Below are 23,659 nucleotides of genomic sequence, written 5' to 3'. Positions count from 1 at the left end.
ACCGTGCCGCGCCCTCAGGTGCGGCCGGCTACCGCCCGGGCGGCTGCGGTGCCGATCACGGCCCCCACCGCCAGCACCACCGTCGCGACGGCTGAGACCTGCCAGGGCACCGGGCCGATCACGGCCAACCGCCCGCCGCCCAACGGGCCGCCGGAGAGCAGCGCGACAAGACCGAGGACCACACCGCCGACCGGTCCGCCTACCACTGCCCCGCCGATCAGGCGGGCCCAACCGATCGTTGTCTCGTCCCGGCCCCCGGCCCGCATCGCACGTCGGGTGGCCAGCCAACCTGCGGCCATCGCGGCCAGCACCGGCACGGCCAGCATCGCGGCACCGAAGCCACCGACAGGTCCGCTCGGCAGACCGGCGATCAAAGGTACGGCCGGCAGCGCGCCCACGGACACCTCGGTGGTACGGATCGCGGTGTCGGCACCGACCGCGAATCCCGGCCCGAGCAGGTAGGACGCCGCCCAGACAACGGCATTCGGCGCGTAGGCGACGCTGACCAGGGTGATTCCCGCCTGGCCGGCCACCCCGGTCCGGTAGGCGCCGATCATGTCACTGGCCTCGCCGCCACCGGTGGCCACGGCGAGTCCCGCCGCTGCGGCCCCGGCACCGAGCAGGAGCAGCGCGGCGACCAGCCCGGTACGCACTCCGTCCCGGAGGACGACCGGAGTCCGGTCGGCCAGCACGTCCAGGGCTGCGGTGGTACGCAGCGAGCCGGCCAACGCAGCGAGCCCGCCGAACACGGTGAAGGTGAGAGCCGCACGTGGCGCGGACACGTTCAGCCCTCCCGTACTGACGAGCGCTGCCGCGATGGTGCCGACCAGTCCGTAGAAGATGCCTACCGCGCCCGCGACGGCCAGTGCGTCACGCAGCGATCCGCGCTGCCGGGCACCGATGGCCCGGCTGGTGTTCACTCCGGCTCTGGCGACCCGCCAGGCGGCCAGTACCGCCAGCGCCAGCGGAGGCAGCCCGATCGGGCCGGCGTCGGTGCCGAGCGGAACTCCATGGCCGAGCAGCCATCCGGCAAGGCCGACGCGGGCAGCACCGCTGAGGGTGGCGGAATCCTCGGCGAGTCGGGCCATGGCCATCACGATGACGACCGGTAGGAACGAGACCAGCGCTGCCCAGCCGGTGTTCACACCGGCGGCAACCGCCAGCGGCGCGCGCCGCCGGGGTTGTGATGTGGTTCCACTACGCGCCCCCGCTCCGGAACGCTGCGCTGGCGGACGACCGACCGGCCCTCGACGTGCCTCGGCTGGCTCGGGCCGGGCGTCGACTGGGCTGGTTCCGTCGTTCTCCGAAGTAGCGGGACGAGCGGGGCGCTGGGACGGGTCAGGGGAGACGGGTGGCATTGGTTCCTACTCTGACATGCCGATGCATCGGCTGCCGGCCGACACCACCCATCGCAACACGACTTTCGTGATATGCACGTGTTTCACCCTACTAAGGGTTAGCCTCGGATAAATACCGCGATAACCAGGAATCGCGAAAAGGCTTCGCGGAGGTGCCGTGTCAGCTCCATATCCACCGCCCCCGCCGCCCCCGCCGGTTGCCGGCAAGGATCGCAGCACCCTTTGGGGCGTACTTGGCATTGTGATCGGTCTGATCTGCTGCGGCATCCTCGGACTCGTCTTCGGCTATCTGTCCATCCGGGACGCCAAACGCTTCGGCAAGTCGCCAGCACTGGGCTGGGTGGCCATCGTGCTGAGCATAGTCAATATCGTGGGCGGCGTGATCCTTCAGACCACCGGCAACTATCCCGGGTTCGAATAGTCGACAACGCCCGATACGGGCGGCAGGAACGGCGGGACCGGCCGGGAGAACCACGAGGTCGGCGGAAAGAGCGGGACCGTCCGGACTGTCGGGAACTGTCGGGAAAAAACGGCGAGGCCGGCCGCATCAGCGGCCGGCCTCGACACGGGTGGTACTTCAGCTACCGGACATGATCTCGCGCATCAGACGGGCGGTCTCGGTCGGCGTCTTGCCGACCTTGACCCCGACCGCCTCCAGCGCCGCCTGCTTGGCGTCCGCGGTACCGGCCGAACCGGAGATGATCGCACCGGCGTGCCCCATGGTCTTACCGGGGGGAGCGGTGAAGCCGGCGATGTAGCCGACCACCGGCTTGGTCACGTTGGTCTTGATGAACTCGGCGGCACGCTCCTCGGCATCGCCACCGATCTCACCGATCATCACGATCGCATCGGTGTCCGGGTCGGCCTCGAAGGCCGCCAGCGCGTCGATGTGGGTGGTGCCGATGACCGGGTCGCCACCGATGCCGACGCACGTCGAGAAGCCGATGTCACGCAGCTCGTACATCATCTGGTAGGTCAGCGTGCCGCTCTTGCTGACCAGGCCGATCCGGCCGGAGCCGGTGATGTCGGCGGGGATGATGCCGGCGTTCGACGCGCCGGGCGAGGCAATGCCCGGGCAGTTGGGGCCGATGATCCGGGTCTGCTCGCCCCTGGCCACGTTGTAGGCCCAGAACGCGGCGGTGTCGTGCACCGGCACGCCCTCGGTGATCACCACAGCCAGGCCGATGCCGGCGTCGATCGCCTCGATCACCGCAGCCTTGGTGAACTGCGGCGGTACGAAGATGACCGTGGCATCCGCACCGGTGGCCTGGATGGCGTCCGCCACGCTGGCGAAGACCGGCAGTTCCGTACCGTCGAAGTCGACGCTCTGCCCCGCCTTGCGCGGGTTGACGCCACCGACGACGTTCGTGCCGGCCGCCAGCATCCGGCGGGTGTGCTTCATACCCTCGGAGCCGGTCATCCCCTGGACGATGACCTTCGAGTCCTTGGTCAGCCAGATTGCCATGTCAGACCCCCGCAGCCGCGAGCTCGGCGGCACGCTCGGCCGCGCCATCCATCGTGTCCACCCGTTCGACGAGCGGGTTGGCGGCGTCGTCGAGAATCGCCCGCCCCGCCTCGGCGTTGTTTCCGTCCAGCCGGACGACCAGCGGCTTGGTGACCTTCTCGCCGCGCTGCTCCAGCAGGTCCAGCGCCTGGACGATGCCGTTCGCCACCTCGTCGCAGGCGGTGATGCCACCGAAGACGTTGACGAAGACGCTCCGGACGGACGGGTCGGACAGTACGATCTCCAGCCCGTTGGCCATCACCGCAGCGCTGGCACCGCCACCGATGTCGAGGAAGTTGGCCGGCTTGACCCCACCGTGCCGCTCACCCGCGTAGGCGACCACGTCGAGGGTGGACATGACCAGGCCCGCGCCGTTGCCGATAATGCCGACCTCACCGTCGAGCTTGACGTAGTTGAGGTCCTTCTCCTTCGCCCGCTGCTCCAGCGGGTCCACGGCAGCCTGGTCGACCAGCGCTTCGTGGTCCGGGTGACGGAACGCCGCGTTGCCGTCGAGCGTCACCTTCGCGTCGAGGCAGAGCACCTTGCCGTCCGCCGTCTTGGCCAGCGGGTTGACCTCCACCAGCGTGGCGTCCTCGGCGACGAACGTCTGCCACAGCTTGACCGCGATGTCGGTGATCTGGTCGGCGACCTCGGCCGGGAACCCGGCAGCAGTGACGATCTCGCGGGCCTTCACCTCGTCCACCCCGACGCTCGCGTCGATGGCGACCTTGGCGACCTTCTCCGGGGTCTCGGCGGCAACCTGCTCGATGTCCATGCCACCAGCGACGCTGGCGATGCAGAGGAACGTGCGGTTGGCCCGGTCGAGCAGGTAGGAGAAGTAGTACTCCTCAGCGATGTCGGCGGTCACCGTGATCATGACCTTGTGGACAGTGTGACCCTTGATGTCCATGCCCAGGATGTCGTTCGCCCGGGCCACCGTCTCCTCGATGCCCTCGGCGAGCTTCACCCCGCCGGCCTTACCCCGGCCACCGACCTTCACCTGAGCTTTGACGACCACCCGGTCACCGAGGCGCTCGGCGATCGCACGGGCCTCCTCCGGGGTCGTGGCGACGCCGCCGGCCAACACGGGCAACCCGTGCCGCTCGAACAGCTCACGCCCCTGGTATTCGTACAGGTCCACGGTTGCGCGTCCCGTCCCGTCTCCGCGGCGCGCCGTCGCGCCGCCCGCCAGCGTGAATTGAGTTGACGCCTGCCGCAGTTGAACAGGCCATCGACGGCAGCCTAGCGAGGTGGACACCGCCGGCAACCGAGCGGGTGCATGGTGTGCGGTAATGCACAGGAGTTGGCCCCGGCCCGGTGTCCCCAGGCCCGGCGAAATTCAGCCTACCGGGCACCGACCTGCCGAATAGTGGCTGATCGCCTGCATGATCTCTGCTTCGGACCGGTCCGCGAAGTTCACCGTGGCGGTGAGCCCGGTTCCGAAGACCGCCTGCTGCATGCTGCTGTCCAGCGCGGTGTACGCCCCGAGGTTACCGATCGCGCGCGGATCGCGTGGCTTGACGCAGACCACCTTCTCCAGCGCCCAGCGGCGCCGGTAGACCCGCTCGATGGCCTCCCACGGCAGCCAGACCGCCTGTCCCCGGGTGGGTCGGGTCTTGATCCACAAACCGGTGGGCCCGACCGCCAGCACCGGGCCGCCGGAGGCCAGCAGCCAGATCTGGAAACCGAAGAGCGCGGCGATGACGAGACCGACGATCCCGAGGCCGAAACCGAAGATGAGCAGCGCGTCGTCGTCACCGTCGGCGACCGTGAGGCCGAACGGGCAGGCCATCAGCAGCATCAGGAACAGGAACAGGCCACCGAAGACCAGGCCACGTTTGCCCGCGCTCGGCCGGACGGTGAACGGCTGGTCCTCCGGGATCCGTTTGACCACCGGGGCCGGCTGGGGCTGGTGCGGCGGTGGCCAGCCCGGCTGCCCCGGCTGCCCCGGCTGGGGTGCCCAGCCACCTGGCTGGGCTGACGGCGGCTGTTGCCACCCGCCCGGTGGAGGCGGTGGCTGCTGCCAGCCCGGCGGCATCTGCTGGGGCGGTACCTGCTGCTGGGGCGGCCAGCCCGGCTGCCCCGACGGCTGCGTCCAACCGCCGGTCGGCGGCTGCTGCGGAGGAACGGTCACGGTCCTGCTCCTGACGACTCCTGACGACGGCGGCGCCGACGACCCGCATGGATCATCGACCGGCACAGGTTACGACCGACAGCGGCTGGCCAGAATCCCGCTACGGCCCCGACCCCGAAATCCCTCCGGGATCTTTTGGGCAGTCTGCGTAACCCGGGCGGGCAGCCGTCGTTGAGTCAGATGTCAGAGCGCGAACGAGCGCGATGGCGGGAGCGGCCGATGCCCTGTCGGTCGAGGGGTGGCGGCGGGGCATCGTGCATAGAGAGGCCGGACGTGTGAGGGGTGCGTCCGGCCTCTCCCCCGTCCCGTCCCAGCCGACCGGGCGTTCAGACGACCTGGCGGGCGACGTTCTCCTGGACCCAGTCCACGATCGACTTCGTCGTCGCTCCGGGCGTGAAGATCTTCGCGACCCCGAGCCGTTCCAACTCCGGGATGTCGCCGTCCGGAATGATGCCGCCACCGAACACGACGATGTCCCGGGCGTCCCGCTCGGCCAGCAACTCCAGCACCCGCCGGAAGAGCGTCATGTGCGCACCGGAGAGTACGGACAGCCCCACGGCGTCGGCGTCCTCCTGGATCGAGGCCTCGACGATCTGCTCGGGCGTCTGGTGCAGGCCGGTGTAGATGACCTCCATGCCGGCGTCCCGCAACGCCCGCGCGACCACTTTCGCACCACGATCGTGCCCGTCCAGCCCCGGCTTGGCCACGACGACCCGAATTCGAGAGCTCATCAGCGCAACACCTTTCCAGGGCATCCGCGGCAACTACCTGAACGAACGGTAACCCGCGCCCCGGCCGCCCCGGAACCCGGGAGTGGCGACGACCTCACCCATCGACCGGAAAGCACCCGACCCGAGCGGCCGAGCAGGCACGATGCCGCCGGTCGGACCGAACGCACCAGCGAATCCACGGTTCCGCCGTGTCGGCTCCGACTACGATCTGCCGCCGACCTGACAACCGAGCGCGATAACGACCCTATTCATAAAAGGTTACGACTCAGGTTATTCCATAACGGACGGCCGCACTCCGTACCGGCGATTTGGCGATGCGGCTTGTGACTCGTGCAGGGGTTGGCTACCGTGTCCAACGGTTGCCATCAGGCCCACAGCCGGGTGACGACGCGGTGATCCAGGGTTGACAGCACTTGACAAGCCTGGCGAAGCCGCATTATTGACCCGATAACGGAGGCTACGCGTGCGTCAGCGCCTGTCGTCTGAGCCCGATCGATATCGCGGGCGGCGTCGCGTACCCACCCCTCCGCGTAGCCGCTACGCCGCTGTCGTAACCACCGCTTTCGTCGGCGCCGGGCTCGTCGCCCTCGGTGCCAGCGCCCTGCCGGACGCCAAGACGGTCGACCCGACCACCCTCGCCGCCGATCTGGCGAACGACGCGGCGATCAGCGCCGCTGCCGCAGAGCGCGCCACCGATGCCGACCGCGCCTCCCGGGACAGTCCCCGTGCCCTCACCGGTGCCGCGACCGCCGGCGAATCCGACGTCTGGCGCCTGCCACTACACGGCTACAGCTTCACCAGCCCGTACGGCCTGCAGTGGGGAAAGCTGCACACCGGGATCGACCTGGCCGCTCCCGAGGGCACCCCGTACCAGGCGATCAGCGCCGGCACCGTCACCAAGGCCGGATGGTACGGCGGCTACGGCTACTGCGTGATCGTCAAGCACGCCGACGGCAGCGAGTCGATCTACGGGCACTCGTCCAAGCTGCTGGTGAAGGAAGGCCAGCAGGTCAAGGCGGGTGACCAGCTCGGCCTGGTCGGCAGCACCGGCCACGCCTACGGGCCTCAACTACATCTCGAGGTCCATGTCAATGGCGAGCCGAGAGACCCGGTTCCCTGGCTCCAGGAGCGGGGAGTGGACATCAAGCTGGAAATGGAACCTACCTTCGCTGACGTGACCGTCCCCTGACTCTTCGCGCTGTCCAACCAACCGCCCGGACCTCACGGTTCGGGCGGTTTTTGTTTGATCACTCTCCGCTAAAGTTTCCTACGCCACATCGGGCAGTGTGAGCAGCACCACTGTCCCCGGTCACTTGCCGCGCGGTCAGTAACCGGCGATACCCGGACATCGGTCCGGCGCCAGGACTGCCGCACCAGCCCCCGCCTGTTACCCCTTTCCCCTGGTCAGCGTCGGCGCAAACCACTATTTGCGGGTCCGTGCCCCTCGACCCAAAGGTTCCCCCCGTGCAGGAAAACGAGTCGATCGAGAACCACACCGACGCCCCCGAGCACGATGCCGAGGTGGGCCGTCACCGTCTCCCCCGCAAGTTGGCGGGCCGTACCCCCTATCTCGCTGCGGCGCTCGTAGCGCTGGTCGGCCTCGGAATCGCCGGTGTCTCCGCCGCCGTCACCCCGGACGGTGGCAGCGACTCGTCGGTAGCGATGGACGAGCGGGCCCGGGTCGAGGCCGCCGACCGCGCGAACCGCTCCGAGCGGGACAGCGCCGCCGAGCCGACCCCCTCGGCCACCGACACCACGCTGGTGTCCCCCAGCCCGTCGACCAGCACCCCGGCTGGCGAGACCGCCACCAAGGAGTCGAAGCCCGCCGCACAGGAGTCGACGCCGGCCCAGAAGAAGGCCACCACGGTGGCCAAGCCCAAGGCTGACTGGGTGCACCCGATGCCGGGCGCCGAGACCACCTCCTGCTTCGGTCAGCGGTGGGGCGTGCTGCACGCCGGTATCGACCTGGCCCTGCCGGCGAACACCCCGATCCGCGCCGCTGCCGCCGGCACCGTCACCACCGCCGGCTGGGCGTTCACCGGCTACGGCATCTCGGTGGTCATCGACCACGGCAACGGCTACCTGACGCACTACGCCCACATGAACGCCACCGCAGTTTCGGTGGGCCAGAAGGTCTCCCCCGGCACGGTCATCGGATACGAGGGGTCGACCGGCGACTCCACCGGGCCCCACCTGCACTTCGAGGTGCACAACGGCCTGTGGAACCAGCTCGACCCGGGTCCCTGGATGCGGGCGCGCGGCGTCAACCTCGGCTGCTGAGGCAACTGAAGCGACGCTGGCGCAACGAGGCGCGGCGGCGCTGACGCCGCAGCCCTGAAGCACTGCCACTCCCCCCACGACGATGCCCGGTCCGCTTGGCGGACCGGGCATCGTCGTACGTGCGGTAGGGACAGGAGGCAGCCTTCGCGTACCCCCGGTCAGAGCTTGTCGATCGGCGCATGCCGCAGCACGAGCCACAGGGTCTGGTCCCCGAAGTCAATCTGGGCGCGTGCGCCCGGCCCGTGCCCCTCCACGGCCAGCACCCGGCCCAGCCCGTAGCGCTGGTGGTTGACCCGGTCGCCGACCGCCACCTTGGGTGCCCTGGGCAATTCACTGGCGGTGGCCAGCTGACTTCCGTCGACCCCCAGGCGCTGCGCCAACTGGGCCGCCTTCGCCGTACCGCCGGAGAAGCCGCCACGCACCGACGCTGGCCGGACCGCGGCGCCGGACCGACCACCCACGCCGCCCCCCGTGCCCGACCACGACGTGTAGGCACCCTCGGTACGCTCCCAGCGCACCAGATCGCCCGGCAGCTCGTCGAGGAAGCGGGAGGGCGGGTTGTACGACGGCTGGCCCCATGCCGAGCGGGTGACCGCCCGGGACAGGTAGAGCCGCTGGCGGGCCCGGGTGATGCCGACGTAGGCCAACCGCCGTTCCTCCTCCAGTTCCCGGGTGTCACCCAGTGAACGCAGGTGGGGGAAGACGCCGTCCTCCAGACCGGTCAGGAACACCACCGGGAACTCCAGCCCCTTGGCGGTGTGCAGGGTCATCAGGGTGACCACCCCCTGATGGTCGGGGTCGTCGGACGGGACCTGGTCGGCGTCGGCGACCAGGGCCACCTGCTCCAGGAAGCCGGCGAGGGTCGCCCCCGCCCCCTCCTCGGTCTGCGCCTCGATCCGTTCGGTGTACTCCCGGGCGACGCTCACCAACTCCTGGAGGTTCTCCACCCGACCGGCATCCTGCGGGTCGAGGCTCTCCTCCAGTTCGCTGAGATAGCCGGAGCGGGTGAGCACCGCCTCCAGCACCTCCTCGGGCAGGGCGGTGGTGGCCATCTCCCGGATCTCGTCGAGCAGCGCGACGAAGTCGGCGATGCCGTTCGCCGCCCGGGTGGAGATGCCGGGGGCGCTGGCCGCCCGGCGCAGCGCCGCACCGAAGGAGATCCGGTCGCGGGTCGCCAGCGCCTCCACACAGGCCTCTGCCCGGTCTCCGATGCCCCGACGCGGGGTGTTGAGGATGCGGCGCAGGCTCACCGTGTCGTCGTCGTTGACCACGGCCCGCAGGTAGGCCAGCGCGTCGCGGACCTCCTTACGCTCGTAGAAGCGGACCCCACCGACCACCTTGTAGGGCAGGCCGACCCGGATGAACACGTCTTCGAACACCCGGGACTGGGCGTTGGTGCGGTAGAAGACCGCCACCTCGCCCGGACGGGCGTGGTCATCGTCACACAGCCGGTCGATCTCCCGGGCCACCCAGTCGGCCTCGGCATGCTCGGTGTCGGCGACGTAGCCGACGATCTGCTCCCCGGCCCCCTGGTCGCTCCACAGCCGCTTCGGCTTACGAGACGAGTTGTTGTCGATGACCGCGTTGGCGGCGGTGAGGATCGTCTGGGTGGAGCGGTAGTTCTGCTCCAGCAGGATGGTGCGGGCGTCGGTGAAGTCGCGCTCGAACTCCAGGATGTTGCGGATCGTCGCACCCCGGAAGGCGTAGATCGACTGGTCGGCGTCGCCGACCACGCACAGCTCGGCCGGCGGTAGGCCGGGCGCGCCGTCGCCCACCAACTCCTTGATCAGTACGTACTGCGCGTGGTTGGTGTCCTGGTACTCGTCGACCAGCACGTGCCGGAACCGCCGACGGTAGCTTTCGGCAACGTGCGGATGTGCCTGTAGCAGATGGACCGTCGTCATGATCAGGTCGTCGAAGTCGAGGGCGTGTGCCTCCCGCAGACGCTGCTGGTAGCGGGTGTAGACCTCGGCCAGCGCCCGCTCGTTGGGGCCCTTGGCCCGCCCGGCGAACTCCTCCGGGTCGACCAGCTCGTTCTTGAGGTTGGAGACCTGGGCCGCCAGTCCGCGGGCCGGATAGCGCTTCGGATCGAGATCGAGCTCCCGGGCAACCAGTTGCATCAGCCGCCGCGAATCGTCCGCGTCGTAGATGGAGAAGGTCGGCTTCAACCCGGCGTGCTCGTGCTCCGCCCGCAGGATACGGACACAGGCGGAATGGAACGTCGACACCCACATCAGCCGGGCCCGGGGACCGACCAGGGCAGCCACCCGCTCCTTCATCTCACCGGCCGCCTTGTTGGTGAAGGTGATGGCGATGATCTCGCCCGGATGCACCTCCCGGGCGGCCAGCAGATAGGCGATCCGGTTGGTGAGCACCCGGGTCTTACCCGAGCCCGCACCGGCCACGATCAGCAACGGGGAGCCGGCATGGGTCACCGCGTCCCGCTGCGGGCCGTTGAGCCCGGTCAGCAGAGCCTGTGGGTCGAGCCCGGGGGCCGGGGGCCGGGGGCGGGCTGGGGACTGGGACGGCGGTTGATCGCCGATGGGCGGGAGTTCGAAGAGAGGATGCATCGCAGGGCGAGTCTATGCCGCCGGTCGGACATCTCCACGCCGCCGTACGGGCCCGCACCCCCGTGCCCCCGTGGCCTGCCGTGCCGCCATGCCGTACTGGCCCGGGGCCGGCGCCGGGGCCGGTGCCGGTTCGCCCATCGACGGAAGACGTCGACCCCCGGCCGACCCATCGAAGGACGACATCAGCAACCAAGCCGTCACCTGTGAGGTCTGGCGCATCCGTGCCCGGCCGAGAACGATGATCGGGTAACGCCCATGCATCCTCCCCCGTACCTCATTGGGAGAAACATCATGAGTCAACCGCGCTCGCGCGGCCGGGCAACGAGACGACCTCTCGTAGCATCGGTCCTCGCGCTTACGCTGCTCAGCGCGCTGCCGATGGCCTCCAGGCCCGCTCCGGCCAACGCCGCACCGCCGGCGAACCTGGCCCCGGTCTCCATCTCCTACGGCCTGCCGTCGCGCACCCTGGTCAGAGGAAACTTCCTCAGCTACAACGACTTCCATGGTGCGATCGACCCACCTACGGGTAGCGGCGCCACCGTCAACGGCACCCCGGCCGGCGGGGTGGAATACCTCGCCACCTCGCTGAAGAAGCTGCGGACCGAGGCCGCCTCGGAAGGTCGCAGGACCATCACCGTCGGCGCCGGCGACCTGATCGGCGCCACCCCGCTGATCAGCGCCGCGTTCCACGACGAGCCGACGATCGAGCTGATGGACCAGATCGGGCTGGAGATCAGCTCGGTCGGTAACCACGAGTTCGACGAGGGCGTCGACGAGCTGCTACGGCTCAACCGGGGCGGCTGCCACCCGGTCGACGGCTGTCAGGACGGCGACGGGTTCGCGGGAGCGAAGTTCACCTACCTCGCCGCGAACACGGTGAACAAGCGCACCGGCCTGCCGATCCTGCCGCCCGTGGCCGTACGCCTCATCGGCGGCGTACCGGTCGGCTTCGTGGGTGTGACGCTCGAAGGCACCCCCGACATCGTCAACCCCGCCGGCATCACCACCGTCGACTTCAAGGACGAGGTCGAGACGGCCAACAAGTGGGCCGGCCGGCTGAAGCTGCTCGGGGTCCGGGCAATGGTGCTGCTCATCCACGAGGGTGGCGCCCAGTCACCGCCCCCGAGCACCCCGGGCGTCTCCGACTGCGCCAACTTCTCCGGCCCGATCGTGCCGATCGTGGCCGGCCTACGGCCCGAGTTCGGCCTGGTCGTCTCCGGGCACACGCACCGCTTCTACTCCTGCTCGCTGCCGAACTCGTCCGGCGCGCACAGCGTGGTCACCAGTGCCGGCACCAACGGACAGCTGGTCACCGACATCGACTACACGCTCGACCGGCGGACCGGTCGGTTCGCGGAGATCTCCGCCCGTAACGTGATCGTCGAGAACGGTGTCCGCAACCCGGACGGCACCTGGCAGGAGATCTCGCCGGGCAACTTCGTCCGTAACCCGGACCTGGTCGATCCGGGTGCGAAGGCCCTCGCCGACAAGTACCGCCGGGCGGTCGCGCCGATCGCGAACCGCGTCATCGGCCGCATCACCGGGGACATCGTCCGGGACGTCCAGCCCAACCAGGAGAGCCCGTTGGGCGACGTCATCGCCGACGCCCAGCTCGCCTGGACCGCCAGCAACGGCTCGCAGATCGCCCTGATGAACCCGGGTGGCATCCGTGCCTCACTGCCGTACGCCGCCTCCGCCGGGGACGAGGACCCGGGAGAGGTGACCTACGGTGAGGCCTTCACCGTCCAGCCGTTCAACAACCTGGTGGTGACGCAGACCCTGACCGGGGCACAGCTCAAGGACGTGCTGGAGCAGCAGTTCCCGGGCTTCAACGGGCAGACCGCGCAACGGATCCTCCAGGTCTCAGCCGGTTTCAGCTACTCGTACGACACCACCCGGCCGGTGGGTGACCGGGTCAGTGCACTGGCTCTGAACGGCGCGCCGATCGATCCGGCAGCCAGTTACCGGGTCACCACCAACGACTTCCTCGCCAACGGTGGTGACGGTTTCACCACGCTCAGGGGCGGTACCAACCGCACCATCGCAGCCGGCTTCGACGTGGACGCCCTGGTGGCGTACCTCGGTGCCGGCGCGCCGGTGGCCCCGGGGCCGGCCAACCGGATCACCCGGCTCGGCTGATCGGTTGGGGAGGGCCCCTTTTCATCGTTTTCTGTAGCGGAAGGGGCCCTTCCCAGCCGGAATGCTTGCGCCGGGGCTGACGCACTCGGCATACTCGACCCCGTGTTCGAGCAGGTGCGTTTCTACTTTTACTACGGCTCCGGGAGTCCGGCAGCCGTAGGTCGCGCCTGATCGAAAGACCTACGAAAAGCCCCGGGCTCCTGGAGCCCGGGGCTTTTTGCTTCGGGAATCCGGACACCGTGGCCTGTCTTACGAGGGAGTACCCGATGATTACCAACATGGTCGAGCAGCCCGCCGACGCCGAGACCGCCAGCGGCCCAGCCAGTGGCCCGCGCGGCGGCACCGGCGCCGACGCCCAGACCGGTACGGACGCTCCGGAGGCCGCCGAGCGCATCGCGGAGATCCGGGAGCGCATCGACGACATCGACAACGCGCTGATCGAGCTCTGGCGGGAGCGTGCGGCCCTGTCCCAGGAGATCGGTGCCACCCGGCTGGCTTCCGGGGGTACCCGGCTCGTCCTCGCCCGGGAACGGAAGATCCTGGAGCGCTTCCGGGAGGCGTTGGGCGCTGACGGAACGCAGCTGGCATTGCTTCTGCTGCGGGCCGGCCGTGGGCCGCTGTAAGGCTGCCGGCCACTGTAAGGCTGCCGGGCACGGAACGGCCGCCAGGTACGGAACGAGTGCCGGGCGTGGACTACTCGCCGGGCGTGGGCGACCGCGCGGGTGTGGACTGTTCGCCGGGCGTGGGCGACCGCGCGGGTGTGGGGCAGAGAGTCATGCCAGAAAACGAAATCGACCGGCCACGGGCTACGGTGACCCCCTGATCGGGTCACCACGCCCGCGCCGGTCGGAGAAGGCACATCTGCGCTGGCCGGAGTCGTCTCCGACTCCGGCCAGCGAGATGATTATCCGGCCTCGTGGGTTACGACGATCTCCCGCTTCTCGGCGAAGTGGCAGGCACTGTCGTGGTCGGAGCCTTCCCGCTGGATCAACAGCGGAGTCTCCGTCGCGCAGATGTCCTGGGCCTTCCAGCAACGGGTCCGGAACCGGCAGCCGGACGGCGGGTCCACCGGGCTGGGCACGTCACCGGTCAGCCGGATGATCGCCTTGCTCTCCCGGCTGGTCGGGTCCGGCACCGGCACCGCCGACAGCAGCGCCTGGGTGTACGGGTGCGTCGGACGCTCGTAGATCTCCTCATCGGTGCCGATCTCGGCGACCCGTCCCAGGTACATGACAGCCACGCGGTCGGAGAGGTGACGGACCACGGACAGGTCGTGGGCGATGAAGATGTACGACAGCCCGAACTCGGCCTGGAGCTTGCCCAGCAGGTTCATCACCTGTGCCTGGATGGAGACGTCCAGCGCGGAGACCGGCTCGTCACAGACGATGATCTCCGGCCGCAGGGCAAGTGCCCGGGCGATCCCGATTCGCTGCCGCTGACCGCCCGAGAACTGGTGCGGGTAGCGGTTGATGTGCTCCGGGTTGAGCCCGACCACGTCGAGCAGGTCCATGACCTTGCTCCGACGGCTGCCCTTCGGCGCCACCTCCGGGTGGATCTCGAACGGCTCACCGATCAGGTCACCGACGGTCATCCGGGGGTTGAGCGAGGTGTACGGGTCCTGCATGACGAGCTGGATCTGCCGGCGCATCCGGCGCATGGCGCCGCCCTTGAGGCCGAAGATGTTCTGGCCCTTGTAGCGCACCGTGCCCGAGGTCGGCTTCTCCAGGTTCATCAGCACCCGGGCCAGCGTGGACTTGCCACAGCCGGACTCGCCCACCACACCGAGCGTCTCGCCCTGCTTCAGTTCGAGCGACACCCCGTCGACGGCCTTGACGTGGCCGACGGTCTTCTTGAAGACCACCCCCCTGGTCACCGGGTAGTGCTTGACCAGGTCCTGGACCTCGAGGATTGTCTCAGTCACGGTTCACCAGCTCCTCAGCGAAGTGGCAGGCGCTGGCCCGGGTGGGGCCGAGCTGCAGCAGCGGCGGCAGCTTCTCCCGACACACCGACTGCACCATCGGGCAACGCGGGTTGAACGGGCAACCGGACGGAATGTTCAGCAGGCTCGGCGGGAGCCCCTTGATCGTCCGTAGCTGCTGCCCCTTCTCGTCGATCCGGGGGATCGAATCGAGCAGACCCAGCGTATACGGGTGTGACGGCTTCGCGTACAGCTCGTGAACGTTGGCCTGCTCGACGATCCGGCCGGCGTACATCACCGCGATCCGGTCCGCGACGTCGGCGACCACGCCCAGGTCGTGCGTGATCAGGATCATGCCCATCTGGCGCTCGCGCTGCAGCTCGGCCAGCAGGTCCATGATCTGCGCCTGCACGGTCACGTCGAGCGCGGTCGTCGGCTCGTCGGCGATCAGCACCTCGGGGTCGAGGGCCAGCGACATCGCGATCATGACCCGCTGCCGCATACCGCCCGAGAACTGGTGCGGATAGTTGTTGACCCGCCCCTTCGCGTTCGGAATCTGCACCAGGTCGAGCATCTCGATGGCGCGCTTCTTCGCGTCGGCGCGGCTCATGCCCCGCCGGAACCGGAACTGTTCGGCGATCTGGAACCCGACGGTGAAGACCGGGTTCAGTGCGGAGAGCGCGTCCTGGAACACCATCGCGATGCCCTCGCCCCGGATCCGCCGCCGCTCCTCCGCCGACATGGTCAGCATGTCGCGGCCGTGGAAGCGGATCTGGCCGCCGGTGACGAACCCCGGCGGGGTGTCGAGGATTCCCATGATGGTCTGCGCGGTGACGCTCTTGCCGGAACCGGATTCACCGAGTACGGCCAGCGTCTCCCCCGCGTTGACGTGGTACGTCACCCCGTTGATGACCTTGGCCACGCCATCGCGGGTGCGGAACTCCACCCGGAGGTCCTCGACCTCAAGCAGGCGGCCGGAAGGACGTCCGGTGGCATCCGTTTGGGACTGCTCAGAAACGAGTATGTCGGACACAGGATCTCCTACCGGAGTTTCGGATCGAGAGCCTCGCGGACTGCCTCACCGAGCGTGACGAAGCTCAGTACGGCGGCCACGAGGAACGTGGCGGGGAACAACAGCAGGTGCGGCGAGACCCGGATGTACTGCTGCGCCTCGCTGATCATGATTCCCCAGGACACCACCGGCGACTTCAGGCCAACGCCGAGGAACGACAGGGTGGCCTCGGCGCCGATGAACGACCCGACGAGGATCGTCGAGTAGACCAGCAGGGGGGCCAGGCAGTTCGGCAGCAGGTGCTTGAAGATGATCCGTCCCGCACCGGCGCCGAGCGCCCGAGCCGCCACGATGTAGTCGGCCTCCTTGGTGGCCAGCACCGCGGAGCGCATGATCCGCATCGACACCGGCCAGGTCAGCACGACCAGCGACATGACGACCAGACCCATGATGCGCCACTGGTTGTTGCTCGACCCGGGTGCGTTGAAGGTGAAGAGGATCACGATGGCACCGAGGACGAACGGTAGCCCGAAGAACACGTCGGCGATCCGGGACAGGATGGCGTCCACCCAGCCGCCGCGGTAGCCGGCGATCATGCCCATCGCCCCGCCGATCAGGATCGTGCCGACGGTGGAGAGCACCGCAACGATGATCGAGGCCCGGGCACCGTGAATCACGCGGGCGTAGACCTCCCGCCCCTGCACGTCGTAGCCGAACCAGGCGTCACCTGACGGGTTGCCCCGGCTGCGCTCGAGCAGGCCGTGCGTCGGGTCCGCACTCGCGAACAGCGACGGGAAGGCCGCCATGGCCAGGAAGAACAGGATGAACGCGGCAGCGATCCAGAAGAGTGGCTTGCGACGCAGGTCGTACCAGGCGTCACCGAGCAATCCCCGGGGCTTGTCCTGCTTCTTGGGCGCGGCGCCCTCAGGCGCGGCCTTCTCAGGCGCGACGGTCGAAGTGGTCGCTACCGATCCGGTTGTGGGGTCACTCATAACGGATCCTCGGGTCCAGGGCGGCGTAGAGCAGGTCGACCACCAGGTTCATGAGCAGATAGATGAGCACCAGGATGGTGACGATGGACACCACCGTCGCGCCTTCCTTGGTGACGATCGCCCGGAAGACCTCTCGACCGATGCCGTTGATGTTGAAGATGCCCTCGGTGACGATGGCGCCGCCCATCAGGCCGCCAAGGTCGGTTCCGAGGAACGTGATCACCGGAATCATCGAGTTGCGCAGCAGGTGGACTCCGACCACCCGGCGCTTGGGCAGGCCCTTGGCGATGGCGGTACGCACGTAGTCGGCGGACCGGTTCTCCGCGATGCTCGTTCTGGTCAGTCGGGCGATGTACGCCATGGAGGTACTACCGAGTACGAAACCGGGTATCAACAGCTCCGAGAAGCCCACCTCGTTGGAGACGGTCGGGTTGACGATGCCCCACTTCACACCGAAGAGGTACTGCAGCACGAAACCGGTGACGAAGGTCGGCAGCGCGATCAGGAACAGCGTCGAGACCAGGACCAGGTTGTCCAGGAATCCGTTACGACGCAGGCCGGTCAGCACACCAGCGGTGATACCGATCAGCGCCTCGATCGCCAGCGCCACCAGCGCCAGCTTCAGGGTGTTGGGGTACGCCGCCGCGATCAACTCGTTGATCGACCGACCGCCGTACGTCGTACCGAAGTCACCCTGGAGCAGGTTCTGCATGTACTTCGCGTACTGGATAGGCCACGGCTGATCGAGCGCGTACTTCTCCGTCATCATCGCGATGTACGAATCCGGGCAGCGGCGGTCGCCGCACTTGCCCGCGAAGGGGTCGCCGGGTACTGCCCAGACGAGCCAATAGATCAGGACGGTGGTCCCGATGAACACGGGGATTAGTTGGAGTAGCCGCCTCAAAACGTAACGGCCCATGGGTCCTCCAGACGGGGGCGCGTCGGGCGCCCGACACGAGTGGCAGAAACGCGCCGGGAACGCAGCAGGCGCAACCCGGTGGTGATACCGGGCCCGGGCCGGACCCACCGCAGTTGGCGGGTCCGACCCGGGATCGGACTTTCAGTTGCTTACTTCAGCTCGACCGAGTCGAGGTCGATCTCACCAACGTTGGTGACCTCAACCTTCGCCAGCCGCTCCGAGTGCGCCCACTGGTTGCTGTAGAAGTAGACCGGGATGCTCGGGGTGTCGGCGTCGACGAGGGCAACAGCCTCGGCGAACTTGGCGTGCGCGGCGTCGATGTCGGCAGCCGCGGTGCCCTCCCGGTACAGCCGGTCGACCTCCTTGTTGCTGTAGAGACCGTCGTTGGAGGAACCACCGGTCACGTACAGCGGGCCGATCCAGTTCTCCACGTCCGGGTAGTCCTGCTGCCAGGCCGCCCGGTACGGGCCCTTCATCTGGTGCGCGTTGACCATCTGACGGAAGACCGCGAAGGTCGGGATGCCCTCGGCGCGGGCGTTGATGCCCAGCGTGTTCTTCACGCTCTGCGCGACGGCCTCCATCCAGTCCTTGTGGCTGGCGTCAGCGTTGTAGTAGAAGACCATCTCGCCCTGGAAGCCACCGGCCTTCTCCAGCAGCTTCTTGGCCTCGTCCGGGTTGAAGGTGCAGCTGGTGCAGTTGCCTTCCTTGTTACCCGGAGCCAGCGGGTTGGCCCAGCTGTTAGCCGGCTTCCGCGAGTTGAAGAAGATCTTGTCGGAGATCTGCGCGCGGTCGACGGCCATCGAGACGGCCTTGCGCAGGTCGGCGTTCTGGAACCGCTTGTCGTAGATCGGGAACGCGATCAGACCGGTGATCGGGGTCGGCACGTTCTTGCCGCGCTCGCCCAGGTCGGTCTTCCACTTGTCACCGGCCAGCGCCGAGTTCGGCACCTGCTCCATGAAGTCCAGGGTGCCGGAGAGCAGGTCGTTGTAGGCGGCCGTGTCGTCCTGGTAGATCTTGACGGTCAGGTCCTTGAACTTGACCTTGTCAGCCATGGTGTAGTCGTCGAAGCGGGTGAGCTTGACCTCGACGTTGTCCTGCCACGACACGAACTTCACCGGGCCGTTACCGATCGGGTTCTTCCCGAAGGCGTCCGCGGTCGAGGTGAAGAAGGAGTCCGGCAGCGGCACGTACGCGCTGTAGCCGAGCTTGGTCGGGAAGATCGAGAACGGCGCGGTGAGGGTCACCTTGAAGGTGTAGTCGTCGACGACCTCCAGGCCGGACATCGTCTTCGACTTCGGCTCCGGGGCCTTCTGCGGGCCGTCGGCACCGTCCGGGTCGGCCGGGTTGACGTCGGCGTAGCCCTGGATGTCGCTGAAGAAGCTCGCGCCCTGCGCACCGTTGGCCGCGTGGGCACCCCAGTTCCAGGCGTCGACGAAGTTCTTCGCCTTCACCTCGGTGCCGTCGTGGAACTTGGTGCCCTTCTTGATCTTGATCGTGTAGACCTTGGAGTCGGCCGTCTCGATCGACTCAGCGAGGGCGTTCTTGGGGGCACCGCCGTCGTTGGGGTACTCGACCAGACCGGTCCACATGAAGTCGATGATCTTGCCACCACCGGTCTCAGTGGTGTTCGCCGGGACAAGACCGACCTCCGGCTGGGTGCCGTGGATCGTGATGGTGCCGTCGCTGTTGGCACCACCGGTCTTGTCGCCGTCGTCTCCCGTGCTGCAACCGGCCGCGACGAGCGCGAAAGCCGCGCCCACCGCAACCGCGCTCGCACGCTTCGAGACTCTCATTCCTGGGGCCTCCTCTTTCTTACCTGGGTCTTCGTCGTGTGTCTGCACGCACGTAGGGGTGATGCCGACCGGCAGTCCGCGTGGGTGCCGACCGCCGGAAAGCTACCGCAGGGAATCGGGACACCCCAGATGCACCGATGATCCGCCGGGCACCTCGCCGTCCCGAGCGCCCGACACCGGGCCGGATCCCACGCCTCGGACACCCTGAAATGGGTGTTCGTCGGGCATCGGGGTGACCAACCGGGTGGCTCACGCAAGGGGGGTGAGGCGACTGCAACTGTGACACCGCCCAGCCCGTTGCGTGAAGGTGCCGTTATCAAGACGTTAGTTGCCTGGTGCGCTGTCGATACTGAAGAAAGATCATTTCAGCTCGAAGAGAACGCCTCTGACCAGCAATTCCGTCATAGCGGCCGATCCCTCGTCCTGCGCGTAGGCTCAGCCTTTATGACCTTTCCCGCCTCAGCGCAACCACTTTCCGACGTACGACGCACACTCGCTGTATTCGCCCATCCGGATGATATCGATTTTGGCTCAGCGGGCACCATTGCCAACTGGTCGGACGAGGGTATCGAGGTCAGGTACCTCCTCGTCACCCGGGGGGACGCGGGTGGGTTCGACGACACACCGCGCGAGGAGCTTCCCGTGATGCGCGAGCGCGAACAGCGGGCCGCCGCAGCCGCCGTCGGGGTCGATCAGGTCGAATTCCTCGATGGGTACGCCGACGGCACGCTCTCGCCCACCCTGGCCCTACGTCGGGACATCACCGCAGCCATCCGCCGGTTCCGGCCGGACCGGGTACTGACGAGTTCGCCGCTGCGTCGCTGGGAACACCTGGCCGGGCCGAGCCACCCCGACCATCTCGCGGTGGGCGAGGCGACCACCTGCGCCGTCTATCCCGACTCGCGCAACCCGTTCGCCTTTCCTGAGCTGCTCAGGGAGGAAGGGCTGGAGCCGTGGGTGGTCCGCGAGATCTGGTACGCCGGTGGCCCCGGTCCGGATCACGCGGTCGACATCACCGACCAGTTCGACCGCAAGGTGGCCGCGCTCCGCGCACACACCTCGCAGACCGCGCACTTGGACCTGGAGTCCTGGCTACGGGACTGGCTCGGGGCCACCGCCCAGTCCGCCGGGCTCCCCGAGGGCCGACTGGCCGAGGCATTCACCGTACTCAGAACGGAATGACCACACCTACGGACGATCGGACATCGATGAAGTGGACAGCCCGATCAGACCAGTCGACGGTCCGCCGCCCACCGGGACAGTTCGTAACGGTTGGACATCTGGAGCTTGCGCAGCACATTTGAGACATGTGTCTCCACCGTCTTGATGGAGATGAACAGCTCCTTGGCGATCTCCTTGTAGGCGTACCCCCGGGCGAGCAGCCGCAGCACCTCCCGCTCCCGGTTGGTGAGCTGGTCCAATTCCGGATCGGCCACCGGCGTGTCCGGACGGGCGGCGAACGCGTCCAGCACGAACCCGGCCAGCCGGGGGCTGAACACGGCGTCACCGTCGGCGACCCGGCGGATCGCCAGGGCCAACTCGTCCGGGGAGATCGTCTTGGTGACGTAGCCCCGGGCACCACCCCGGATCAGGCCGATCACGTCGTCCGCCGCGTCCGACACGCTCAGCGCCAGGAACCGTACCTGCGGATGGGTACGCCGCATCGCGTCGAGCACCGCCCGGCCGCCACCGTCCGGCATGTGTACGTCGAGCAGGACCACGTCCGGCTCCAGGGCGGCGATCCGGCTGACCGCCTCGGCCACCGTGCTGGCCTCACCGACCACGTCGACATGGGCCCCCAGTTCTGCGCGGACCCCGGCCCGGAACATCGCGTGGTCGTCGACCAGGAACACCCGGAGCTGCCGCTGGGGGGCGGCACTGCCGCCCTCGGAGGTTCCGATCGGCTGGTCAGTCATGATCTCTACCTGTCCTTCCTGGTGCGCCGTCCCGGGTGGTCGGCAGGGTCAGCCGCACCTCGGTGCCGCTGCCCGGTTCGCTGCGGATCTCCGCCCGCCCACCGTGCCGTTTCATCCGCCCGATGATCGAGCCGCGTACGCCGTGCCGGCGGTCCTCAACGGTAGACGGGTCGAAACCCACGCCCCGGTCCCGTACGAAGACACTGATCTGTTCCGGCTCGACCTCGGCGTACAGCGAAATGGTCTGGACCTGGGCGTGCCGGGCGGCGTTGACCAACGACTCCCGGGCGGCGGCGACCAGCGCGCCGACCCGCTCGTCGGTCTCCCGGTCGCCCACCACCACCGTCTCCACGGTGATCGCGTAGGTGTCCTCCACCTCGGCGGCGGCCTGCTCCAGGGCGGCGGCGAGGCGCTCGGTCGGTGAGGCGGTGGGCTTGTAGAGCCAGTTGCGCAGCGACCGTTCCTGGCCTCGGGCCAGCCGCTGGACGGTCTTGACGTCGTTGGCGTTACGCATGATGAGCGCGAGCGTGTGCAACACCTGGTCGTGCACCATGGCCGCCAGTTCCGCCCGTTCCTGCTCCCGGATCCGCGCCTCCCGCTCGGCACGGAGCTGGTTGAACGTCCGCCACAGCGCTGGAGCGGCCACCACCGCGACCCCGGCGAGCCCGACCAGCGCGAAGATCACGCCGTTCAGTACGGCGTCGAAGTTCTCCCGCGGCGAGTAGACGGCGACCACACCGATAATCCCGACCGCGACCAGGACCCCACCGCCGATGAACCGGAGCACGAAGGCCCGCCGGTCGCTCTCCTCGACCACCGCGCCCAGCCAGGGCACCGCCAGGGTGTCGCTCTGCTGTCGGCGGCCGGGCGCGGACTGGTGCCAGATCACCCCGGCGCCGACGGCGATGATGGCGACCAGCCAGCCGGCGGTGCTGGCCACGCCGAGTGAGTCGAACACCAGCACCTGGATCAGGATCATGCCGAGGCCGATGGCGACGAAGGGCAACAGCTGGAAGAAGTCCCGCCGGGGTGGTTCCTCGGCCGCCCCCGGCCGGAGCGGCACCACCGCCCAGAACGCCGCGTAGAGCAGGACACCCAGGCCGCTGAGGCCCAGCAGCACGGCGAAGGCGATCCGGACCCGCATCACGGGTATGCCCAGGTGCTCGGCGATACCGGCGGCCACCCCGGCGACCATCTTGTGGTCCCGGGCGCGGTAGAGACGGGGTGGGTCGGCGGCGATGTTGATCAGATGCTCCTCGGCTGGCGACTACCGCCGCCTCCGGCGACGGCTGTTCGATCGTCACACGCGCCCGGATCCCCCGACCACAGGTGGCCACCCGGACATTGCCCTGGTAGATCTCAGGGTGGGTTCAGGGTTGGCGCCTGAGGTCGTTCAGGTGACCGACGGACGAGGATCGGAGCATGACCGACGAAGCTGCCGTGCCCCGCAGGCCGGCCACCGGGGATGACATCGGCCCGGCTCAGCCCGATCCGGTGCCGTCGGCTCCCGCCCCGGGGAGCCCGCCGGAGGGCTTCCCGGACGACGAGACCACCTCGGTGTTCGAGCCGCGGGAAGCATCCGGGCCACCGCCGACCAGCGGACCCCCGCCGGGGCCGGGCTCCCCACCGCCTCCCGGGTACGGCCCACCCCCGCCGAACCCCACAGCCTTCACCTCCCGGTACGGCTTCGTACGCCCGAAGGACGGCCGCTACCTCGCGGGCGTCTGCGCAGCCATCGGTCGGGCCACCAACACCGATCCGATCCTGTGGCGGGTGCTCCTCGCCGTACTGGGCTTCTTCGGTGGGATCGGCATCCTGATCTACGTCGCGGCGTGGCTGATCATCCCCGGTGAGGGGGACACCGCTTCACCGGTGGAGTCGATGCTGGGCCGGGGCCGGTCGAGCATGTCACCGACCACCGTGCTGGTCCTCGCCATCACCGTCGCGGTGATCTTCGGTTTCATCGTGACCGACGGCTTCCGGGCCATCCTGCTCGGCGCGGCGATCCTGATCGGTGGTGCGCTCCTGTTGAACCGCAACGCCATCCGGGGCCAGGTCCCGAACGCGGGAGCACCGACACCGTCCGGTGGCCCGGGGCCGGCCTACGCCCCGACGGCCGCCGGCGCACCGATGCCGACCGGCGCACCCACCCCCTTCGGTATGGCACAGATGGGGCATCCCGGTCTGCCACCCCAGCCGGGGACCGGACCGGTCCACCCCGGTCAGCCCCACTCCGGTGCCGGCTATCCGCCGCCGGTTCCGCCGACCGGGCCCTACCCGCCCATGGTGTCGCCGCCGGTCAGCTCCGGCTACCCCGCCGGCGGGCAGCCGTCGGTGCCGTACCCGGCCGCGCCGGTACCGTCCTCGCCCGGTGCCCCGCCCCAGCCGCTGCC

General features: G+C 68.6%; 20 protein-coding genes. 7 read left to right on the top strand and 13 right to left on the bottom strand.

Annotated features, from left to right (window positions below):
* Nucleotides 1-14 precede the first annotated feature (14 nt).
* Nucleotides 15-1,358, bottom strand: a complete 1,344-nt coding sequence (locus ACFQ4H_RS31855; protein ID WP_377578436.1) for a cell division protein PerM — start codon at nucleotides 1,356-1,358, stop codon at nucleotides 15-17.
* A gap of 157 nt (nucleotides 1,359-1,515) precedes the next feature.
* Here ACFQ4H_RS31855 and ACFQ4H_RS31850 point away from each other — a divergent pair, with 157 nt between their 5' ends.
* A complete protein-coding gene (locus ACFQ4H_RS31850) occupies nucleotides 1,516-1,779 on the top strand; it encodes a DUF4190 domain-containing protein (protein WP_377578434.1) in 264 nt (87 codons plus the stop codon).
* A gap of 156 nt (nucleotides 1,780-1,935) precedes the next feature.
* Here ACFQ4H_RS31850 and sucD read toward each other — a convergent pair whose 3' ends face one another.
* The 4 genes from sucD to ACFQ4H_RS31830 form a co-directional block, all read right to left on the bottom strand.
* The gene (gene sucD / locus ACFQ4H_RS31845; RefSeq protein WP_377578432.1) at nucleotides 1,936-2,823 is read right to left on the bottom strand and encodes a succinate--CoA ligase subunit alpha; all 888 of its coding nucleotides are present in this window, start codon (nucleotides 2,821-2,823) and stop codon (nucleotides 1,936-1,938) included.
* Between the two features lies 1 nt (nucleotide 2,824).
* Complete coding sequence (sucC, locus tag ACFQ4H_RS31840) at nucleotides 2,825-4,003, bottom strand: ADP-forming succinate--CoA ligase subunit beta (protein WP_377578430.1); 1,179 nt, start codon at nucleotides 4,001-4,003, stop codon at nucleotides 2,825-2,827.
* A 198-nt stretch (nucleotides 4,004-4,201) separates the two neighbouring features.
* Nucleotides 4,202-4,996, bottom strand: a complete 795-nt coding sequence (locus tag ACFQ4H_RS31835; protein WP_377578428.1) for a hypothetical protein — start codon at nucleotides 4,994-4,996, stop codon at nucleotides 4,202-4,204.
* 326 nt (nucleotides 4,997-5,322) lie between these two features.
* Nucleotides 5,323-5,727 (bottom strand): cobalamin B12-binding domain-containing protein, encoded by a 405-nt coding sequence (locus ACFQ4H_RS31830; protein ID WP_377578426.1) that lies wholly within the window; start codon nucleotides 5,725-5,727, stop codon nucleotides 5,323-5,325.
* 463 nt (nucleotides 5,728-6,190) lie between these two features.
* On the opposite strand from ACFQ4H_RS31830, the gene ACFQ4H_RS31825 reads away from it, so the two are divergent.
* Nucleotides 6,191-6,916 carry a M23 family metallopeptidase gene (locus tag ACFQ4H_RS31825; protein WP_377578424.1) on the top strand — a complete coding sequence of 242 codons (726 nt, stop codon included), beginning with the start codon at nucleotides 6,191-6,193 and terminating at the stop codon, nucleotides 6,914-6,916.
* Nucleotides 6,917-7,209: 293 nt separating this feature from the next.
* Entirely contained in the window at nucleotides 7,210-8,007 is a 798-nt protein-coding gene (locus ACFQ4H_RS31820) for a M23 family metallopeptidase (protein WP_377578440.1), read from the top strand.
* 158 nt (nucleotides 8,008-8,165) lie between these two features.
* On the opposite strand, the gene pcrA is transcribed toward ACFQ4H_RS31820, so the two are convergent.
* The gene (gene pcrA, locus ACFQ4H_RS31815) at nucleotides 8,166-10,577 is read right to left on the bottom strand and encodes a DNA helicase PcrA (protein ID WP_377578422.1); all 2,412 of its coding nucleotides are present in this window, start codon (nucleotides 10,575-10,577) and stop codon (nucleotides 8,166-8,168) included.
* Nucleotides 10,578-10,868: 291 nt separating this feature from the next.
* Here pcrA and ACFQ4H_RS31810 point away from each other — a divergent pair, with 291 nt between their 5' ends.
* Together ACFQ4H_RS31810 and ACFQ4H_RS31805 are read left to right on the top strand one after the other, a co-directional pair.
* Nucleotides 10,869-12,716 (top strand): bifunctional metallophosphatase/5'-nucleotidase, encoded by a 1,848-nt coding sequence (locus ACFQ4H_RS31810; RefSeq protein ID WP_377578420.1) that lies wholly within the window; start codon nucleotides 10,869-10,871, stop codon nucleotides 12,714-12,716.
* 266 nt (nucleotides 12,717-12,982) lie between these two features.
* The gene (locus ACFQ4H_RS31805) at nucleotides 12,983-13,339 is read left to right on the top strand and encodes a chorismate mutase (protein ID WP_377578418.1); all 357 of its coding nucleotides are present in this window, start codon (nucleotides 12,983-12,985) and stop codon (nucleotides 13,337-13,339) included.
* A gap of 281 nt (nucleotides 13,340-13,620) precedes the next feature.
* Here ACFQ4H_RS31805 and ACFQ4H_RS31800 read toward each other — a convergent pair whose 3' ends face one another.
* From ACFQ4H_RS31800 to ACFQ4H_RS31780, 5 genes are all read right to left on the bottom strand, one after another.
* Nucleotides 13,621-14,637, bottom strand: a complete 1,017-nt coding sequence (locus tag ACFQ4H_RS31800; protein WP_377578416.1) for an ABC transporter ATP-binding protein — start codon at nucleotides 14,635-14,637, stop codon at nucleotides 13,621-13,623.
* Nucleotides 14,630-15,667 carry an ABC transporter ATP-binding protein gene (locus ACFQ4H_RS31795; RefSeq protein WP_377578414.1) on the bottom strand — a complete coding sequence of 346 codons (1,038 nt, stop codon included), beginning with the start codon at nucleotides 15,665-15,667 and terminating at the stop codon, nucleotides 14,630-14,632. Before ACFQ4H_RS31795 ends, ACFQ4H_RS31800 begins: the two co-directional genes overlap by 8 nt.
* 8 nt (nucleotides 15,668-15,675) lie before the next feature.
* A complete protein-coding gene (locus ACFQ4H_RS31790) occupies nucleotides 15,676-16,638 on the bottom strand; it encodes an ABC transporter permease (protein WP_377578412.1) in 963 nt (320 codons plus the stop codon).
* Complete coding sequence (locus ACFQ4H_RS31785; protein WP_377578410.1) at nucleotides 16,631-17,557, bottom strand: ABC transporter permease; 927 nt, start codon at nucleotides 17,555-17,557, stop codon at nucleotides 16,631-16,633. The genes ACFQ4H_RS31790 and ACFQ4H_RS31785 overlap by 8 nt, the downstream gene beginning before the upstream one ends.
* A gap of 149 nt (nucleotides 17,558-17,706) precedes the next feature.
* A complete protein-coding gene (locus ACFQ4H_RS31780; RefSeq protein ID WP_377578408.1) occupies nucleotides 17,707-19,350 on the bottom strand; it encodes a peptide ABC transporter substrate-binding protein in 1,644 nt (547 codons plus the stop codon).
* Nucleotides 19,351-19,794: 444 nt separating this feature from the next.
* Between ACFQ4H_RS31780 and ACFQ4H_RS31775 the strand changes: the two genes are divergently transcribed.
* Nucleotides 19,795-20,532, top strand: a complete 738-nt coding sequence (locus ACFQ4H_RS31775) for a PIG-L deacetylase family protein (RefSeq protein WP_377578406.1) — start codon at nucleotides 19,795-19,797, stop codon at nucleotides 20,530-20,532.
* Nucleotides 20,533-20,576: 44 nt separating this feature from the next.
* Here ACFQ4H_RS31775 and ACFQ4H_RS31770 read toward each other — a convergent pair whose 3' ends face one another.
* Both ACFQ4H_RS31770 and ACFQ4H_RS31765 read right to left on the bottom strand, forming a co-directional pair.
* Entirely contained in the window at nucleotides 20,577-21,266 is a 690-nt protein-coding gene (locus tag ACFQ4H_RS31770; RefSeq protein ID WP_377578404.1) for a response regulator, read from the bottom strand.
* On the bottom strand, nucleotides 21,259-22,506 hold the full coding sequence (locus tag ACFQ4H_RS31765; RefSeq protein ID WP_377578438.1) for a PspC domain-containing protein: 1,248 nt from the start codon (nucleotides 22,504-22,506) through the stop codon (nucleotides 21,259-21,261). Before ACFQ4H_RS31765 ends, ACFQ4H_RS31770 begins: the two co-directional genes overlap by 8 nt.
* Nucleotides 22,507-22,688: 182 nt before the next feature.
* Between ACFQ4H_RS31765 and ACFQ4H_RS31760 the strand changes: the two genes are divergently transcribed.
* Nucleotides 22,689-23,659, top strand: a 971-nt coding sequence (locus tag ACFQ4H_RS31760; protein ID WP_377578402.1) for a PspC domain-containing protein, incomplete at its 3' end; no start/stop codon positions are given.

The sequence above is a fragment of the Micromonospora sonneratiae genome (assembly GCF_042679305.1).
Taxonomy (GTDB): domain Bacteria; phylum Actinomycetota; class Actinomycetes; order Mycobacteriales; family Micromonosporaceae; genus Micromonospora_H; species Micromonospora_H sonneratiae.
The sequence above is the reverse complement of the archived record's forward strand: the minus strand, read 5'-3'. Positions and strand labels throughout refer to the sequence as shown.

Excerpts from the sequence above, each read along its gene's own strand:
- ACFQ4H_RS31830 (WP_377578426.1), bottom strand. The coding sequence starts at position 5,727 with ATGAGCTCTCGAATTCGGGTCGTCGTGGCCAAGCCGGGGCTGGACGGG.
- ACFQ4H_RS31805 (WP_377578418.1), top strand. The coding sequence starts at position 12,983 with ATGATTACCAACATGGTCGAGCAGCCCGCCGACGCCGAGACCGCCAGC.
- sucD (WP_377578432.1), bottom strand. The coding sequence starts at position 2,823 with ATGGCAATCTGGCTGACCAAGGACTCGAAGGTCATCGTCCAGGGGATG.
- ACFQ4H_RS31770 (WP_377578404.1), bottom strand. The coding sequence starts at position 21,266 with ATGACTGACCAGCCGATCGGAACCTCCGAGGGCGGCAGTGCCGCCCCC.
- ACFQ4H_RS31855 (WP_377578436.1), bottom strand. The coding sequence starts at position 1,358 with ATGCCACCCGTCTCCCCTGACCCGTCCCAGCGCCCCGCTCGTCCCGCT.
- pcrA (WP_377578422.1), bottom strand. The coding sequence starts at position 10,577 with ATGCATCCTCTCTTCGAACTCCCGCCCATCGGCGATCAACCGCCGTCC.
- ACFQ4H_RS31775 (WP_377578406.1), top strand. The coding sequence starts at position 19,795 with ATGACCTTTCCCGCCTCAGCGCAACCACTTTCCGACGTACGACGCACA.
- ACFQ4H_RS31810 (WP_377578420.1), top strand. The coding sequence starts at position 10,869 with ATGAGTCAACCGCGCTCGCGCGGCCGGGCAACGAGACGACCTCTCGTA.
- ACFQ4H_RS31790 (WP_377578412.1), bottom strand. The coding sequence starts at position 16,638 with ATGAGTGACCCCACAACCGGATCGGTAGCGACCACTTCGACCGTCGCG.
- ACFQ4H_RS31780 (WP_377578408.1), bottom strand. The coding sequence starts at position 19,350 with ATGAGAGTCTCGAAGCGTGCGAGCGCGGTTGCGGTGGGCGCGGCTTTC.
- ACFQ4H_RS31785 (WP_377578410.1), bottom strand. The coding sequence starts at position 17,557 with ATGGGCCGTTACGTTTTGAGGCGGCTACTCCAACTAATCCCCGTGTTC.